This is a genomic window from Paenochrobactrum gallinarii (assembly GCF_014205685.1).
GTDB classification, from domain to species: domain Bacteria; phylum Pseudomonadota; class Alphaproteobacteria; order Rhizobiales; family Rhizobiaceae; genus Paenochrobactrum; species Paenochrobactrum gallinarii.
Window position 1 is genome coordinate 181,884 of the sequence record NZ_JACIIU010000002.1, and the last position, 15,911, is coordinate 197,794.

Genomic DNA, 15,911 nt, shown 5'->3' on the forward strand with positions numbered 1-15,911 from the left:
TGAAAATGCTGCGCCGTGGAACAAGCACTCCCATGAATTATCGTCACGCTTATCACGCTGGAAATTTTGCCGATGTGGTCAAACACATCATTCTGACGCGCATCCTCGAATATATGAAATTAAAGGATGCCGCTTTTCGGGTTATCGACACCCATGCAGGCATTGGCCTCTATGATCTGATGGGGCCGGAAGCTGCAAAAACGATTGAATGGAAATCCGGCATTTTCCGCCTGATGGAAGCCGTAGACAATAATGAGCTTGATGCTGAAACGACTGCGCTGATCGCACCGTTTATCAATGCCGTCAAAGCCGAAAACACCACATCCGATATCCGCTATTATCCGGGTTCGCCATTACTGACCCGTCATTTACTGCGTAAGCAAGACCGCTTGTCGGCCCTTGAACTGCACCCGAATGATGTGAAAACATTGGCCAAACTTTTCGATGGCGATTATCAGGTTCGTGTCACGCATCTGGATGGCTGGCTGGCGATGGGTGCCCATCTGCCGCCAAAAGAAAAACGAGGCGTAGTGCTGGTTGATCCGCCGTTTGAAATCGGCGGTGAATTTGATCGCCTCGTCAGCAATCTGGCAAAAGCGCACAAGAAGTTTTCCGGCGGTACTTATGCGCTTTGGTATCCGGTGAAAGATCACCGCGAAGTGAAGAAATTCCATCAGGCACTTTACGATACCGGCATCCAGAAAATTATGGTGGCTGAATTATCGATTCGCGCACCATCGCTTGAGCCACGCCTTGACGGCACCGGAATGATCATCGTCAATCCGCCTTATGTGCTGGAAAAGGAATTAAAACTCATTCTGCCGATGCTGGTAAAACTTTTGTGTGAGGATAAAGGTGCCGGTTACCGGTTAAACTGGATACGCAAAGAAGGTGACGGCGCTTGATCATTTTGCTAAGCTGCCGCAAAATAGACTGATAAAGGGTTCTTCAAACCCGCTCCTTATAAAGACAGGCAGGATAAGTGATTGCTTAACTGCAAAATTGGAAAACAGGATTGTACATGTCAGGCATGCAACTTAGTGTTACGAAATTCGCACGCACCGCTTCGGCAGCAGTGACAACAGTTTTCCTCGGGCTTTCCGTCATGCCAGTTCAGGCTGCTGATTATATCGGAACAGCACCTGTAGCCGTTGATGCCTCTGTCTGTTCGCAGCAAAGTGTATTAAAGCATATTGTTTCGCGCTTTGATTATCAGGTCAAACATGTGCCTGACATGCCAATGACAGCCATTTCATCAATGGGTGACATTCGTCTCAAGCGTTTTGAGCCAAAGATCAATCCATCACAGATCGCGCGCACTTATTGCGATGCAACTGCTGTGATGTCTGATGGCCAGCAGCGCAAAGTCTGGTATCTGGTTGAAGAGCGCCAAGGTTTTGTCACTCTCGGCTCCAATGTCGAGTTCTGCGTTGATGGCTATGACAAATGGTATGTCTATAATGCCTCATGCAGTGTTCTGAAGGCTCGCGGACTTTAATCCTTATGCTTATCAGCCGTCTCAAGCAGGTGAAGTCCTGCCCATGGCATTTCAAGACCGCTTTGAAAGGCGGTCTTTTGCTTATCAGCACAGCACTGCTCAGCACCTCCTTTGTGCAAGCACAAGAACCGGTATTGAAGCCGGACTGGTCGTTGGTGCGCCCGAAGGCGCAAAATGACAATAACCGCCTGCCCTCAGATCGTCTGCCAGCACCATCAGCTCAACAAAATTTCGACTTTTATGTGCTTTCGCTCTCTTGGTCGCCAAGTTTTTGCGCGACAGATAGCAGAGGCGGAAATAGCGAACAATGCAATATCAATCGACGTGACGGGTTTCTCGTACATGGTCTTTGGCCACAAAATGAAAATGGTTATCCGAAAGATTGCGCAATCGGCAGCAATGCCAGACAGCGCAATTACGTGCCTCGCCAGATTACAGCCTCCCTACATGACATCATGCCTTCTGCCGGTTTAGTCCGCCATCAATGGCGCAAACACGGCACCTGTTCGGGCTTGAACCAAGAGGCTTATTTTTCCACGCTTCGGCAGGCATTTAACAAGATTGTCATTCCGCCAAGCCTGCAAAATGTCAGCACCACACGTAGTGTCGATCCGGCTCTCATCGAAAAAGCTTTCATTGCCGACAATCCGACAATGAAAAACAACGGAATTTCTGTAACCTGTAAGAAAAACTACTTACAGGAAGTGCGCATCTGCATGACAAAAGACCTGCAATTGCGGTCTTGTGCAGCAGTTGATCGCGCCTCATGCCGCAGCCGGTCTATCACGCTTCCGGCCACACGCTAAACAAAGAAGAAAAGGTATAGCCTTGATTCAAATCCTTTATTCCCCCACCTCGCCCTATAGTGCCAAAGTGCGCATGGCGGCGAAGCATGCCGGTTTGGAATTTGAAAGCGTTATGGTCAACACATCTGTTGCGCCAGAAAATCTGATTTCCGCAAATCCATTGGGCAAAATTCCGGTTTTAATTACCGTCGATGGTCAGTCGGTATTCGATAGCCGCTGCATCACCCAATATATCAACCGCGTGACCGGTTCAAAATTGTTTCCGCGCCAGAGCGAAAAACGTCTTGATGCTGAAAAGCTCGAAGCACTGGCAGATGGTCTTTGCGATGTGCTGATTACGCAGATCTATGAGCGCCGCTTTCGCCCGGAAGAAAAAGTACATATCCCCTGGCTTGAGAAACAGTGGGAGAAAACCGAACGCGTACTCGCCATGCTTGACGAAACGCCGCCACGCATCGGCAAGCGCATTCATGGCGGCCATATCGCACTTGCCGCAGCCATGAGCTATCTGGCTTTGCGTTTTGAAGGTCGCTGGGAAAAGAAATATCCAAAATTGAAGCGCTGGCAAAAGCGCTTCAATGATCTGCATCCGGATCTGGCTGAATTTTTGCCTCGCGCCGTATAAGATTTTAAAAGCCCGCCTGTTTCAAGCGGGCTTTTCTTATTCAAACGCAATAAAAAAAGCCGGACAGTTTCCTGTCCGGCTTTTCACTAAGTCTTGAATTTCAAGAATTAGAACTTGTATGCAACGCCGAGACGAACGTCATGTGTCTGCAGCTTGGACTTGATGTCACCTGAATCAAGTGCGAAAGTCTTGTTGCCGAAATCGCTGTAGCGGTATTCTACACGACCCAGAACGTTTTCGGTCAGCTTGGCTTCAAGACCACCACCAGCAGTCCAACCAGCGCGGAACTTGCTTGAGCTGCTTGTTGCATTGCTTACTTTGATCTGCGCACCGGCAACACCAGCGGTCAGGTAAGGCATGACAACGCCCATATCTACACCAAGACGTGCACGCAGGGAGCCGTCAAAACCCTGCTTGGCTTCGATGTTGCCTACGGTCTTCTTGGCCCATGAGTAGCCTGCATCACCTTCAACACCGTATACGATGTTGTCCTGCTGGAAGTTCCAGCCAGCGAATGCGCCCATTTTGAACTTGTCGGACTTGATGTTGCCAACAGTGGCATTGTCAGTTTTGAACTTGTTCCAGCCATAACCAAGGTGAAGACCGGTGTAACCGCCAGCCCAACCATACTGTGGAGCAACTTCAACTGGTGCAGGAACAGGAGGCTGTTCCATGATAGCATCAGCAGCAAGTGCCGGCGCAGCGATTGGGAGTGCAATAACAGAAGCAATAAGAATTGATTTAAGAGTGCGCATGGCATTCTCCTTGATAATATTCAAACTCGTTGACGAACCCCATATCGAAACATCAGCTCTTGGGAATGTCTGATCCGATCGACATGTGCTCGCTGTCACAAACGCAACATCGTTTCTAAATAAGGCGTCTTGTGCCCCCTTTGGTGACAGAAAACTGACAAAAGCATGGCTGAAATGTGATGTGTTATTTTAGCAACAAAGAAATTAATGACTGTTTTTGTAAAACCACTCGCACAGAGCTATATCAAATATTGCAGGTAGATTTCACAAAGAGGCTGAATTTATTGCATTATTTTGCAAGCAATAGCTTCACACCAGCATTTTGTGGTAGATAAATATTCGTTTAATGTGCCTGATTTGAACGCCTGACAAATGTAAGGGTTTGTTTACCGTGTTATCCAGATTTCAAAGTGATGATAGTCATAACCCGCCAGTTTTGGTGACCGGAGGCGCGCGCCGCATCGGAAAAGCTATCATTGAAGATATGGCTGCACATAATTTTCCCGTCATCATCCATTGTAATGATTCTGTTACGGACGCTAAATCACTCAAACAAGAGATTATCTCGCGCGGCGGTCAGGCAGAGATCGTAAAAGCCGACCTCACATCCATGCCGGATGTGCGCACCTTAATCAAAAAAGCCTCTGAACCTTTCGGCGCTATTGGTATTCTTATTAATAATGCGTCGCTTTTTGAAAATGATCAGATTGGCCACCTTGATGAAGCCTTATGGGATCGCCACTTTATGGTGCATGTAAAGGCACCGGTTTTTCTGGCTGAAAGCATGGCGCAAGCTTTACCAGCAGACCAAACAGGCATGATCGTCAATATGATTGACCAGCGTGTTTTGAAACTGAACCCGCAATTTTACTCTTACACATTGTCCAAATCCGCTTTATGGACGGCAACCCGCACATTGGCTCAAAGTCTGGCTCCGCGCATTCGCGTCAATGCTGTTTCTCCCGGCCCGACTTTACCGAGCGAACGACAAGACCCGCGTGATTTTAATGAGCAGGTCGCCAAGGTCTTGTTGCAGCGTGCGCCGGATTTAGACGAATTCGGACAAGCGATCAGAACTTTATGGGATTTGAAATCCGTGACAGGTCAGATGCTATGCCTAGATGGCGGCCAGCACCTTGCATGGGAGACACCCGACATTGCAGGCATTAATGAATGAAGACTCCTTTCCAAGATCTGCCCCCACAGGATTTGGATGAACGTGATGACGGTTCGCCGGAAACGGTGGCTGATCCTGTCAACAACACAGCTATTGATGCGATTGTCTGGGCTTCGGCTTTACAAGAAAATGACGGAACCGCTGCCGGTTTAACCGGTGGCGAGGTTATCAATGAATTTGTCAAACGTCTGCCCAATGATCCGGGCGTCTATCGCATGTTTAATAAAGACGGCGATGTGCTTTATGTTGGCAAAGCACGCAATCTGAAAAAACGCGTGGTCAATTATGCCCGCCCGACCGGTCACACCAACCGCATTGCACGGATGATTCATGAAACCGTGACAATGGAATTTGTTGTCACCCGCACCGAGACAGAAGCGCTTCTGCTCGAGGCCAATCTGATCAAGCGATTGCGCCCGCGCTATAATGTGTTGATGCGGGATGATAAATCATTCCCTTACATCATGATTTCCAACAATCATCGCGCACCCGGCATTTTCAAACATCGTGGCGCACGCTCTAAAGATGGCAATTATTTTGGCCCCTTTGCTTCGGCTACGGCTGTCACACGCACAATCAATGCGATGCAGCGCGCTTTTTTGCTGCGCACCTGCACTGATTCTTTTTTAGAAAACCGCAGCCGCCCTTGCCTGCTTTATCAAATCAAGCGTTGTGCCGGCCCATGCACCCATGAAATTTCCGATGAAAATTATCATGAACTGGTGCGCGAAGCCAAATCCTTCCTCTCAGGCAAAAGTCAGGCGGTGAAAAAACACCTCTCTGAAGCCATGCAAAAAGCATCGCAAGAGCTGGATTTTGAACATGCCGCTGTCTATCGCGACCGCCTGGCAGCGCTTTCTCATGTGCAATCACATCAGGGCATCAATCCGCAAACTGTCGAAGAAGCAGATGTTTTTGCCATTCATCAGGCAGGCGGCATGACCTGTATTCAGGTGTTTTTCTTCCGCACCGGACAAAACTGGGGCAATCGCAGCTATTTCCCGAAGGCCGACATCTCTTTGACAGCAGCGGAAGTGCTGGGCGCTTTTCTCTCACAGTTTTATGCTGATAAACCTTGCCCGAAACTCATTCTGCTTTCCGAAGAAGTGGAAGATCAATCCTTGATTGAAGAAGCCTTGTCAGCCACGTCCGGTCACAGGGTCTATATCAATGTGCCGCAGCGCGGTGAGAAAAAAGACATGGTTGACCATGCCTTCACCAATGCGCGCGAAGCTCTGGGGCGTCGTTTGGCTGAAACTTCATCGCAGGCACGTCTGTTGAAAGCATTGGCTGAAACATTTGAACTGCCGAGCGTGCCGCGGCGTATTGAAGTTTATGATAACTCCCACATTATGGGCACCAATGCCGTGGGCGGCATGATTGTGGCAGGCCCTGAAGGCTTTGTGAAAAACCAGTATCGCAAATTCAACATCCGCTCCACCGACATCACACCGGGCGATGATTTTGGCATGATGCGCGAAGTGATTGAGCGCCGCTTTAGCCGCCTGGTTAAAGAGCACGGGCTTCGGGATACAAAAGAGGATGTGGCCACCACCTCATCGGAAGAAGAACTGCTTGAAAGTGTTACGGATAGTTTTCCGGCATGGCCTGATCTGATCCTCATTGATGGTGGTCAGGGGCAAGTTGGTGCTGTTCGTCAAATTCTTGGCGAAATGGGCATTGCCGATCAGGTCATTGCGATTGGTATCGCCAAGGGTGTGGATCGCGATGCAGGGCGTGAAAGATTTTTTGTTGAAGGCAAGCCGGATTTTACCCTGCCACCGCGTGATCCGGTGCTTTATTTCATTCAGCGGATGCGCGACGAAGCACACCGCTTTGCCATCGGCACGCACCGCGCCAAGCGCAAGAATGCTTTTGTCAAAAATCCGCTTGATGAAATCGCCGGAATCGGCCCCGCACGAAAACGTGCCTTGCTTCATCACTTTGGAACTGCCAAAGCTGTCAGCGGAGCGGCGTTGTCTGATTTAATGCAGATTGATGGCATCTCCGAAGCGATGGCGAAGCAGATTTATGACCACTTCAGAAATGAATGAAGCGGGTAATTTAACGCAGAACCCTATCGGTTCTTTAATAAATCATGCTAATGTCATGAAATGATGAGACAAGACTGAAGCGGCTGTTGATTTCTATCATATCCCTGCGGATGTAATTTTAATGGGTGTGGCGGTATCTATGAGTAAGAATGCATTTTCCCTTCCTAACATACTGACATACGGGCGGATCATTGCCGTTCCGCTTGTGGCACTGTGTTTCTTTATAGAGGGACGCCTGCATTCTAGCGATTTTGCCCGCTGGAGCGCTTTGGCGATCTTCGTTATTGCCAGTATTACCGACTTTTTTGACGGCTATCTGGCGCGTGCATGGAAACAAACCTCGACAATCGGTCGTATGCTTGACCCGATTGCCGACAAATTGCTGGTTTCCACCTGTTTGCTGTTGCTTGCCGCCGATCCTGCCCGCACCATTGCCGGTTGGAGCCTGTGGGCGGCCATCATCATTCTCTGCCGCGAAATTCTGGTTTCGGGGTTGCGTGAATATCTGGCCGAGCTGAAAGTCAGCGTACCGGTTTCACAGCTGGCAAAATGGAAAACCACAACGCAGATGATTGCACTTGCCTTTTTGCTGGCAGGCCCTGCCGGTGATAAAATTCTGCCTTACACCACGGAAATCGGCATCACGCTCTTGTGGATTTCGGCTGTGCTGACCCTTTACACCGGCTGGGATTATTTCAGAGCTGGTCTGAAACACATGATGGACTAAACTCATGGATGTCAGGCTCGTTTATTTCGCATGGGTGCGTGAGCGGATCGGCAGGGAAGCGGAAACCATTACCCTGCCCGCCAATGTATCAACGATTGGCGGCTTGCTAAATTACTTGCAAAACTTAGGCGAAAATTACGCCTATGCGCTGGAAGCAGAAGGCGTTGTGCGCACTGCCATCAACCATGAGCATGCTGATAGTGATGCCACCATTCAGACTGGTGACGAGATCGCGATTTTTCCGCCAATGACAGGCGGTTGATATGGAGGGCTGCGTCCATATCTCGGTTCAAAATCATGATTTTGACATCACACACGAACAAGCTAACCTATTGGCTCAAAATAAGAATATCGGAGCTTTGGTTTCCTTTACCGGCCTTTGCCGTGATGAAAGCGGCCGTTTGGACGCTTTAGAGATTGAGCATTATCCAGGCATGGCAGAAGCACAAATTGAGAAAATAGCACTCTCCGCCAAGGAGCGCTTTTCGCTTGATGCGGTGCGGATTATCCATCGCTTCGGCATGATAAAGCCCGGCGAAAATATTGTTCTGGTTATAGCCGCCTCACGTCATCGTAATGCCGCATTTGAGGCCGCAAGCTTTCTAATGGATTACATGAAAACCAATGCGCCGTTCTGGAAAAAAGAACATTTGAAAAACGGTGCATCGGGTCATTGGGTCTCATCCCGCGCCAGTGACGATCAGGCAAAAAAGCGCTGGAACGAAGAGTAGTGCAAGACTATTTTAAATAAAATGCGATTATGTTTAATTTTATGGCTACCTAACTTGATCTGCCATAATTTATACATGAAGATTAACCATTTATAATAAAATGGAATCATAATTCAACGCGGGGAAATTTCAGCTTGAGTGATAATATGCAAAGCAGTTTGAAGAAAAACTTTGCTGTTACAGTAGCCGTACTTGTGGGCTTGGGTGTAACGGGCACGGCAGCTGTGGTATTTACCACCTCCATGCCGTCCGTCAGTATCGCCGCAGAAAAAACCATTAAAGGCGATGTGATTTATCGTGAGCGTATTGCGCTGCCGCCAGAAGCCAAACTTATTGTCGAATTGGCTGATGTTTCACTGGCAGATGCACCCGCCAAAATTATTGGCGATGTCACCATCGACCCGATCAGCGGCCCGCCAATTCCCTTTTCAATTGATTACGACAGCAGTAAATTAGAGCCTGGCCACACCTATGCGCTACAGGCCAGAATTTCTGCCGGTGATACATTGTGGTTCGTCAACGAAAGCCGCCACAGCTTTGATCCAGAGCAGCTCCAGTCAAAATATGACATTCAGGTTGTAATGGTTGGCCGCAGTGAAACATCCGGCGAAGCGACCGGCCTGTTTGGCAAGGAATGGCTCGCGGAAGATCTGCAAAATGGTGGCGTGATTGACAATGCGCAAACCACGCTGACAGTACAGGAAGATGGCAGTGTCAGTGGCTCGGGTAGCTGCAACCGTTATTTCGGCACCGCAGAGGTCAATGAAAATAAGCTGAGCTTCGGCCAGATGGGAAGCACTTTCATGATGTGCCCGCCTGCCCTGATGAATCAGGAACGCAAATTTTTCGACGTCTTGACCAACACCAAGAGCTACAAAATTGAGCTTGGTAAACTTCTGCTGCTTGATGAGCAGGATGAAAAAATTGCCACCTTTGCTCCAAACATCTAAAATTTAATTGAATATAACAAAAAGGCCGGATCAGTGATCCGGCCTTTTTGTTATTAACGTAAGCTAAAATGGCCTCAACTGCTTGAGACCACATTCCGTTAGAGCCTGTCACACTTAATAATATTCACTGCACCGGCTCTAACAGTTTATTTAAACGCCTGCATTTATCCCAAAACGGTTTCCACTTTTGGGAGACATGCTTTAACAGCTTGTTTTTATTCGCATGTCTTTATCCCAAAACCGGTTCCCACTTTTGGGAGACATGCTTTAACAGCTTGTTTTTATTCGCATGTCTTTATCCCAAAACCGGTTCCCACTTTTGGGAGACATGCTTTAGCCAACGATTTCTGTACCGGAGAACCAGTAAGCGATTTCGATTGCTGCTGTTTCAGGAGCATCTGAACCGTGAACTGAGTTTTCGCCGATCGACAGAGCGAAGGTTTTGCGGATTGTGCCTTCAGCTGCATCAGCCGGGTTGGTTGCGCCCATAACTTCACGGTTTTTCAGGATTGCGCCTTCGCCTTCCAGAACCTGAACAATGGTCGGGCCGGAAGTCATTGAATCAACCAGTTCGCCAAAGAAAGGACGTTCTTTGTGAACAGCGTAGAAGCCTTCTGCTTCACGGCGGCTCATCCAAACGCGCTTGGATGCAACAACGCGCAGACCAGCTTCTTCAAGCTTAGCGGTGATAGCACCGGTCAGGTTACGCTTGGTTGCGTCTGGTTTGATCATCGAGAATGTACGTTCAATTGCCATTTCAAAAACCTTGTATAAAGAGAAATGATGAGTGATGTTCTCATAAACGGCTGCGGCGCAAATGCCAATAGCTGAGCGTGCAACCGATGAGAAGTTTCATTTAAAAGTCACATAAACCTTGGGCAGAGCCGAATATTTAACCCACGAAACACTAATCACCACTTGCTAATCACTAGTCTGCCATGCGAAAGCGCTTTTTATCATGCTTATTCTTAATGACATATCCATCCGCATTGCAGGGCGCCTGCTGATTGATCACGCAAGTGTGACACTCCCTGCCGGTTCCAAAACCGGATTTGTCGGTCGTAACGGTACCGGCAAGTCAACACTTTTTCGCGCCATTACCAATGACCTCGCGGTTGAAACCGGCAGCATCTCGCTGCCGAAGCAAACCCGCATCGGTCAGGTAGCGCAGGAAGCTCCGGGCACTGAAGATCCGCTCATCGACATCGTGCTGAAAGCGGATGTGGAACGCACCCAATTATTGGCAGAAGCTGAAACGGCTACTGATCCGGAACGCATAGCAGAAATTCATATACGCCTTGCCGATATTGACGCGCATTCAGCCGAAGCTCGCGCAGGTGCCATTCTGGCAGGCCTTGGCTTTGATGCAGAAGCGCAGCGCCGTCCCGCCTCCTCCTTCTCCGGTGGTTGGCGTATGCGCGTGGCACTGGCGGCCGTGCTCTTCTCCGAACCAGATTTGTTGCTGCTTGACGAACCGACCAACTATCTCGATCTGGAAGGTGTGTTGTGGCTGATTGATTATGTGCGCCGTTATCCGCACACTGTCATCATCATCAGTCACGATCGCGACCTTCTGAATTCGGCTGTCAGCTCGATCATGCATCTCGACCAGAAGAAGCTCACTTTCTGGCGTGGTAACTATGATCAGTTTGAACGTCAGCGTTTGGAAAAACTTGAGTTGCAACAAAAGGCTCACGTCAAACAAGAGCACCACCGCAAACATATGGAAGCATTTGTTGACCGCTTCCGTGCCAAGGCCTCCAAAGCCCGACAGGCGCAATCACGTTTGAAAGCATTGGAAAAGCTAAAGCCGATCGAGCTTTATGTGGAAACCAACGTGCAGCCTTTCACCTTCCCTGATGCGGAAAAGAAAGCGGCTTCACCAATCATCGCACTGGAACAGGCCGATGTTGGCTATCAGCCAGGCAAGCCGATTTTACAAAACCTCACTTTGCGCATCGATAATGATGACCGCATTGCGCTGCTTGGCTCCAATGGTAATGGTAAATCGACCCTAGCTAAGCTGATCGGCGGCAGGCTTGATGCTGAAACAGGCTCTCTGACTGTATCACCCAACCTGAAAGTTGCCTTTTTCGCCCAGCATCAGCTCGATGATCTGGTGCCGGAAGATAATGCCATCGAACATGTGCGCAAATTAATGCCCGGTGAACCGGAGGCAAAAGTGCGCTCCCGTGTTGCCCGCATGGGGCTTTCTACTGAAAAAATGCTGACACCGGCCAAAGATCTTTCCGGTGGTGAAAAAGCCCGTCTGCTGATGGGACTTGCAACTTTTGACGGCCCTAACCTTTTGATCCTCGACGAGCCGACCAACCACCTGGATATTGATAGTCGTGAAGAACTGGTGCACGCACTTAACAGCTTTAAGGGCGCCGTTATCCTGATTGCGCATGATCGCCATTTGATCGAAGCAACGATGGAGCGCCTATGGTTGGTGCGCAATGGTACTGTTCAGCCTTTTGAAGGTGATTTGGACGAATATCGTTCACTGGTGCTGGCGGATGCTAAAAATTCCGGCCAGCCATCATCTGAACCGGTACAAGAAGAAGGCCCGAAAATCAGCAAAGCCGACCAGCGTAAACTGGCAGCTCAAAAGCGTGATGCTTTGAAGCCTTTGTTGAAAAAAGTCAAAGATTCCGAAAGCTTAATGCAAAAACTGCAGAAAGAGATTCAATCTCTGACAGAGCAACTGGAAGATCCCGCACTTTATGAAAAAGAGCCGCAGAAATCCGTTGAACTGACCAAGCAGATTAATGAGCGTCGCGTGAAACTGGCAAGCGCTGAAGATATCTGGCTTGAACTTTCAACTGAATATGAAGAGGCATTGGCTGAGTAAAGCAGCATCCATAGAATGAAAGAACGCAGGTTTTAGAACCTGCGTTTTTTATTGCCAGATTTTATATCTTACGACGATAAAGCCGGCCACGCACTAATCCATAGACCCCTAGCACGACAGCAATCAAACCGGCAGAAATCAGATTTTCATTAACCGGTTTGGCAGCACGGCGCAAAACCAATTCAATCTTGCCGACCTGCAAACCATCAACATCCGCCGGTGCGACGCTAAATATGTAGTTACCAGTAATCACAGGATTAAGATCACCCGCAGTAGCGCGCATGATCGTTTCGTCCTGACTGCGCGATTGCAATTTATCACTGGCAATTTTTTGATATGATAACACTTCGGATAAAAGCGGATGACCATCACGGCTGACCGCTAAACGCAATGAAGAACGATGCACTGATGATGTATAATCTTTCAACGGCGTCATATCTACGAAAATGCGAACCGGCGCATCATCTTCCTGTAATTGAACAACCGGTGCTTTCAGCGCTGCTCCGCGTGATTCCTGCATAACCCAGCGGCCGATTTCGCTACCTGAAAAATGGTTCAAATACCAAGGATAGATAATACCGACGCCCAAGCCACCGATGATCAGAGCTACAAAAATCGCACGCATCATGCTTTACGTTCCCAGCGTTTATCGGCATTCTGCTGCCAATAGGTCAGCTGATTATCGCCTGTTTTAAATATTTTCCACTGTTGGCGCGCTTTTTCAAGCTGTTCCTGATTGTGACCATCAAACATCACCACCAGACGTTCATAGCCAGAGACATCATTCAGCTCCGCACCTTCAACCAAAAAACGAACGGTTGAATTGTTTTGGTTCCCCTCACTGAGCGTCAATAAAATCGGCTGCTCAGCGGCAAGCTCATCAGTTTCAAAACCATGCGCCAGAAAAGAAACGTCGGAGCAAGTCCACAATAGATTGTCAATCGTTTCGAGCCGCTCCTGATTAACCCCTTGAATAGTGACACGCCAACCACGCCCGAGTGAGCGCTCCACAAGGCCGGGCAATGCTTCATCAAGCGTTGATTCAGTTAAGTGGTAAAACAGGATTTCTGCCATAAATTCCGGATACTTGTTTGTTCACAATCTCTTGCAACAGCTTTGCCATGGGTGCAGATGAGTTGCAAGGCAGTTCCCCATAGCGTGACCTTTGTGTGTGGATTTTTTGACCAAATAAAAAAGCAGTGCTGAAAATCCCAGCACCGCTTTTGAACTTAAAATTACAATAAAACTATATAATTTCAATATGTTGCAATAGTGATCTGATAAAGTGATTCAGGTTACTATTCTGCTTTCGCTGTCAAAATGCTGCGCAGACCCAAAGACAGTAAAATAATATAACCAAGGCACTCGCTCAGCTCTTCAAAAAACTGATTATAATACCACTGGGTCTGATGCTCAAAGATTTCACCCATCACCAGCAAGAAGGCCGCGAAAAAATAAAGCCAGCATTTCGGGCTCAGAACATATTGCACGATTGGCTTGACGTAAGACGGACGCATCCAGACATAGGCAGCGGCAATAATGACGGTCAGAATAGCCTCGTGCCAACGGAACTGGTGCGAATGAATGTAGGATGAAATCGGTCCATGCGGCTCAAGCACCATTTCACGAAAGAAAAACAGCACCATCAGCCATGACATGGCGATATAGAACATCCGTTTTTCGGCTTTATGTTTCAATCCGCCAATGAAAAAAGCAACTGCTGCCAAAGCCAGATACACATTTTGCATCTGTTCCAGCAGTCCTTCTTCACTCATCTGGAAATCAATATTCTGCGGGTCTAAAATCGCATAAAAAAAGATCACATTTACAAGCATAAAAAGGCCTGTAATTACGATGAAATTACGGGATGGGTAAACGGCCGTAAATGTATTTCGTGGCTGCAACTGTTAAACCTTGTGCAAATTTCAAAATATAAACTGTTACATATTTATGAAACTACAGCCGCCACTAACAGTCCGCGCTAAACACAATATTGTGAACGGAAAAGCATAAAAAAACGGATCGGAAAATCCGACCCGTTTTCGTTTATTCACTTAATACCAATAGAAAGGCTTATGCTTCGTAATGGTCACGTACCAAACGATCCAGCACACGCACACCGAAGCCGGAAGCCCAACCCTGGCTGTATTCAGTTGCAGGTGAGCCCATTGCCGTACCTGCAATATCGAGATGCGCCCACGGTGTATCACCAACAAAACGCTTGAGGAACTGAGCAGCAGTGATGGAACCACCCAAACGACCACATGAGTTTTTCATGTCGGCAAAAGTTGAGTCGATCATCTTGTCATATTCTTTGCCCAACGGCAGGCGCCAGAGTTTTTCACCCGATGCCTGACCGGCATCATAAAGCTGATCGGCCAGTTCATCATCATTGGAGAACAAACCAGCATTATAGACACCGAGCGCAACCATAACCGCACCGGTCAGTGTCGCCAGATTGATCATAATCCGTGGCTTGAAACGATCTGCGGTGTAATGCAGTGCATCAGCCAATACGAGGCGGCCTTCCGCATCAGTATTGATGACCTCGATAGTCTGGCCTGACATGGTGGTGACGATATCGCCCGGGCGTTGTGCATTGCCGTCAGGCATGTTTTCAACCAAGCCGATAACACCAACAACATTTACATTTGCCTTACGGCCGGCAAGCGCACGCATCAGGCCGGTCACAGCAGCTGCGCCGCCCATGTCGCCCTTCATATCTTCCATACCCTGCGCAGGCTTGATGGAAATACCGCCGGTATCAAACACAACGCCTTTACCAACAAATGCAACCGGCTTGTCTTTAGCTTTGCCGCCGTTCCACTGCATGACAACCACGCGTGGCGGACGAACAGAGCCTTGCGCCACACCGAGAAGTGCGCCCATGCCGAGTTTTTTCAGTTCTTTTTCGCCTAGAACCTCAATCTTCACACCAAGTTTTTCAAGCTTTGCGGCTTCATCCGCAAATTCAACAGGCCCCAGAATATTTGCCGGCTCATTGACCAGATCACGCGCCTGAATCACACCATCAGCCACGGCTTCTGCGGTTTTATATGCAGCTTTTGCAGTATCCGGTGATGCAACACTGATTTTCACGGTCGCTGCGGTTTGCTTCTTGCCACCGTCTTTATCGTCTTTTTTAGTTTTGTATTTATCAAACTCATAAGAGCGCAGCAGCATGCCGAGTGCGAAATCAGCAGCTTCATCATCAGCAATGGTTTGTTCCGGCAAAGCCAGTGCAACAGCTACATCAGTTGATTTGCCGATTTTCGAGAATGCTGCACCACCAATACGCAGCCAGTCATCATTGCCGAGCTTTTCGATCTTGCCGACACCAACGAGAATCAGACGCTCAACGCCACCCTCTTCAGTGCTGATCGCTTCGGCAGTAGTGCCCAGTTTACCGTTAAAACCAGAAAGCTCGATCAGTTTACGGATTTTTTCTGCACCACCGGCGAATGATGCCGCCTCTTCAGCAAAGCCCCCGCCTTTTGCTACCAGCACAACAGACGCACCAGACTTTGGTGCAGTAAAATCGGAAAATTCAATGGAAGGACGCTTAGACATTATAAACTCCGGTAAGCATGAAAATTTTCATCAGCGTATTCTATATCTATGACAGCAAGACGATGAAAAACAGGCCTAAACATTTAATTGAACGCATTAATTGTCAAATACTGAATTAACACTTGGTTAACCAGTTTTATTCGGCTAATTTTAGCCAAAGTGAT

General features: G+C 48.3%; 17 protein-coding genes. 11 read left to right on the forward strand and 6 right to left on the reverse strand.

From position 1 onward, the window contains the following. Positions 1-32 precede the first annotated feature (32 nt). From FHS77_RS03560 to FHS77_RS03575, 4 genes are all read left to right on the forward strand, one after another. Positions 33-905: a 23S rRNA (adenine(2030)-N(6))-methyltransferase RlmJ gene (locus FHS77_RS03560; protein ID WP_184220108.1), complete on the forward strand. Its 873-nt coding sequence runs from the start codon at positions 33-35 to the stop codon at positions 903-905. A 116-nt stretch (positions 906-1,021) separates the two neighbouring features. Then, complete coding sequence (locus FHS77_RS03565) at positions 1,022-1,498, forward strand: phage portal protein (protein WP_246431209.1); 477 nt, start codon at positions 1,022-1,024, stop codon at positions 1,496-1,498. A gap of 5 nt (positions 1,499-1,503) precedes the next feature. Next, entirely contained in the window at positions 1,504-2,304 is an 801-nt protein-coding gene (locus FHS77_RS03570; RefSeq protein ID WP_184220110.1) for a ribonuclease T2 family protein, read from the forward strand. 22 nt (positions 2,305-2,326) lie between these two features. After that, a complete protein-coding gene (locus tag FHS77_RS03575; RefSeq protein ID WP_184220113.1) occupies positions 2,327-2,929 on the forward strand; it encodes a glutathione S-transferase family protein in 603 nt (200 codons plus the stop codon). A 107-nt stretch (positions 2,930-3,036) separates the two neighbouring features. On the opposite strand, the gene FHS77_RS03580 is transcribed toward FHS77_RS03575, so the two are convergent. Beyond that, positions 3,037-3,684, reverse strand: a complete 648-nt coding sequence (locus FHS77_RS03580) for an outer membrane protein (RefSeq protein ID WP_184220116.1) — start codon at positions 3,682-3,684, stop codon at positions 3,037-3,039. Positions 3,685-4,066: 382 nt separating this feature from the next. On the opposite strand from FHS77_RS03580, the gene FHS77_RS03585 reads away from it, so the two are divergent. From FHS77_RS03585 to FHS77_RS03610, 6 genes are all read left to right on the forward strand, one after another. Beyond that, positions 4,067-4,861: an SDR family oxidoreductase gene (locus FHS77_RS03585; RefSeq protein WP_184220119.1), complete on the forward strand. Its 795-nt coding sequence runs from the start codon at positions 4,067-4,069 to the stop codon at positions 4,859-4,861. Beyond that, complete coding sequence (uvrC, locus tag FHS77_RS03590; RefSeq protein WP_184220122.1) at positions 4,858-6,915, forward strand: excinuclease ABC subunit UvrC; 2,058 nt, start codon at positions 4,858-4,860, stop codon at positions 6,913-6,915. Before FHS77_RS03585 ends, uvrC begins: the two co-directional genes overlap by 4 nt. A gap of 139 nt (positions 6,916-7,054) precedes the next feature. Further along, a complete protein-coding gene (pgsA, locus tag FHS77_RS03595) occupies positions 7,055-7,642 on the forward strand; it encodes a CDP-diacylglycerol--glycerol-3-phosphate 3-phosphatidyltransferase (RefSeq protein ID WP_184220125.1) in 588 nt (195 codons plus the stop codon). Positions 7,643-7,646: 4 nt separating this feature from the next. Continuing rightward, the gene (moaD, locus tag FHS77_RS03600; RefSeq protein ID WP_184220128.1) at positions 7,647-7,904 is read left to right on the forward strand and encodes a molybdopterin converting factor subunit 1; all 258 of its coding nucleotides are present in this window, start codon (positions 7,647-7,649) and stop codon (positions 7,902-7,904) included. A 1-nt stretch (position 7,905) separates the two neighbouring features. Then, a complete protein-coding gene (locus FHS77_RS03605; RefSeq protein WP_184220131.1) occupies positions 7,906-8,373 on the forward strand; it encodes a molybdenum cofactor biosynthesis protein MoaE in 468 nt (155 codons plus the stop codon). 146 nt (positions 8,374-8,519) lie between these two features. Then, positions 8,520-9,323 (forward strand): META domain-containing protein, encoded by an 804-nt coding sequence (locus FHS77_RS03610; protein ID WP_184220593.1) that lies wholly within the window; start codon positions 8,520-8,522, stop codon positions 9,321-9,323. A 333-nt stretch (positions 9,324-9,656) separates the two neighbouring features. Here FHS77_RS03610 and ndk read toward each other — a convergent pair whose 3' ends face one another. Then, entirely contained in the window at positions 9,657-10,079 is a 423-nt protein-coding gene (ndk, locus tag FHS77_RS03615; RefSeq protein ID WP_184220133.1) for a nucleoside-diphosphate kinase, read from the reverse strand. Between the two features lie 202 nt (positions 10,080-10,281). Here ndk and FHS77_RS03620 point away from each other — a divergent pair, with 202 nt between their 5' ends. Then, a complete protein-coding gene (locus FHS77_RS03620) occupies positions 10,282-12,177 on the forward strand; it encodes an ABC-F family ATP-binding cassette domain-containing protein (protein ID WP_184220136.1) in 1,896 nt (631 codons plus the stop codon). Between the two features lie 61 nt (positions 12,178-12,238). Here the strand turns inward: FHS77_RS03620 and FHS77_RS03625 are convergent, their stop codons facing one another. The 4 genes from FHS77_RS03625 to FHS77_RS03640 all read right to left on the reverse strand — a co-directional run bounded on the left by FHS77_RS03625 (position 12,239) and on the right by FHS77_RS03640 (position 15,747). Beyond that, on the reverse strand, positions 12,239-12,805 hold the full coding sequence (locus FHS77_RS03625; RefSeq protein ID WP_184220139.1) for a hypothetical protein: 567 nt from the start codon (positions 12,803-12,805) through the stop codon (positions 12,239-12,241). Next, on the reverse strand, positions 12,802-13,251 hold the full coding sequence (locus tag FHS77_RS03630; protein ID WP_184220142.1) for a DNA polymerase III subunit chi: 450 nt from the start codon (positions 13,249-13,251) through the stop codon (positions 12,802-12,804). The genes FHS77_RS03625 and FHS77_RS03630 overlap by 4 nt, the downstream gene beginning before the upstream one ends. A 224-nt stretch (positions 13,252-13,475) precedes the next feature. Beyond that, entirely contained in the window at positions 13,476-14,012 is a 537-nt protein-coding gene (locus FHS77_RS03635; protein WP_184220145.1) for a hypothetical protein, read from the reverse strand. Positions 14,013-14,250: 238 nt separating this feature from the next. Beyond that, on the reverse strand, positions 14,251-15,747 hold the full coding sequence (locus FHS77_RS03640; protein WP_184220148.1) for a leucyl aminopeptidase: 1,497 nt from the start codon (positions 15,745-15,747) through the stop codon (positions 14,251-14,253). Between the last annotated feature and the right edge of the window lie 164 nt (positions 15,748-15,911).

Coding starts and splice junctions, on each gene's coding strand:
- FHS77_RS03640 (WP_184220148.1), bottom strand. CDS start 15,747: ATGTCTAAGCGTCCTTCCATTGAATTTTCCGATTTTACTGCACCAAAG.
- FHS77_RS03560 (WP_184220108.1), top strand. CDS start 33: ATGAATTATCGTCACGCTTATCACGCTGGAAATTTTGCCGATGTGGTC.
- FHS77_RS03605 (WP_184220131.1), top strand. CDS start 7,906: ATGGAGGGCTGCGTCCATATCTCGGTTCAAAATCATGATTTTGACATC.
- pgsA (WP_184220125.1), top strand. CDS start 7,055: ATGAGTAAGAATGCATTTTCCCTTCCTAACATACTGACATACGGGCGG.
- moaD (WP_184220128.1), top strand. CDS start 7,647: ATGGATGTCAGGCTCGTTTATTTCGCATGGGTGCGTGAGCGGATCGGC.
- FHS77_RS03630 (WP_184220142.1), bottom strand. CDS start 13,251: ATGGCAGAAATCCTGTTTTACCACTTAACTGAATCAACGCTTGATGAA.
- ndk (WP_184220133.1), bottom strand. CDS start 10,079: ATGGCAATTGAACGTACATTCTCGATGATCAAACCAGACGCAACCAAG.
- FHS77_RS03570 (WP_184220110.1), top strand. CDS start 1,504: ATGCTTATCAGCCGTCTCAAGCAGGTGAAGTCCTGCCCATGGCATTTC.
- FHS77_RS03580 (WP_184220116.1), bottom strand. CDS start 3,684: ATGCGCACTCTTAAATCAATTCTTATTGCTTCTGTTATTGCACTCCCA.
- uvrC (WP_184220122.1), top strand. CDS start 4,858: ATGAAGACTCCTTTCCAAGATCTGCCCCCACAGGATTTGGATGAACGT.
- FHS77_RS03620 (WP_184220136.1), top strand. CDS start 10,282: ATGCTTATTCTTAATGACATATCCATCCGCATTGCAGGGCGCCTGCTG.
- FHS77_RS03565 (WP_246431209.1), top strand. CDS start 1,022: ATGTCAGGCATGCAACTTAGTGTTACGAAATTCGCACGCACCGCTTCG.
- FHS77_RS03610 (WP_184220593.1), top strand. CDS start 8,520: ATGCAAAGCAGTTTGAAGAAAAACTTTGCTGTTACAGTAGCCGTACTT.
- FHS77_RS03625 (WP_184220139.1), bottom strand. CDS start 12,805: ATGATGCGTGCGATTTTTGTAGCTCTGATCATCGGTGGCTTGGGCGTC.
- FHS77_RS03635 (WP_184220145.1), bottom strand. CDS start 14,012: ATGCTTGTAAATGTGATCTTTTTTTATGCGATTTTAGACCCGCAGAAT.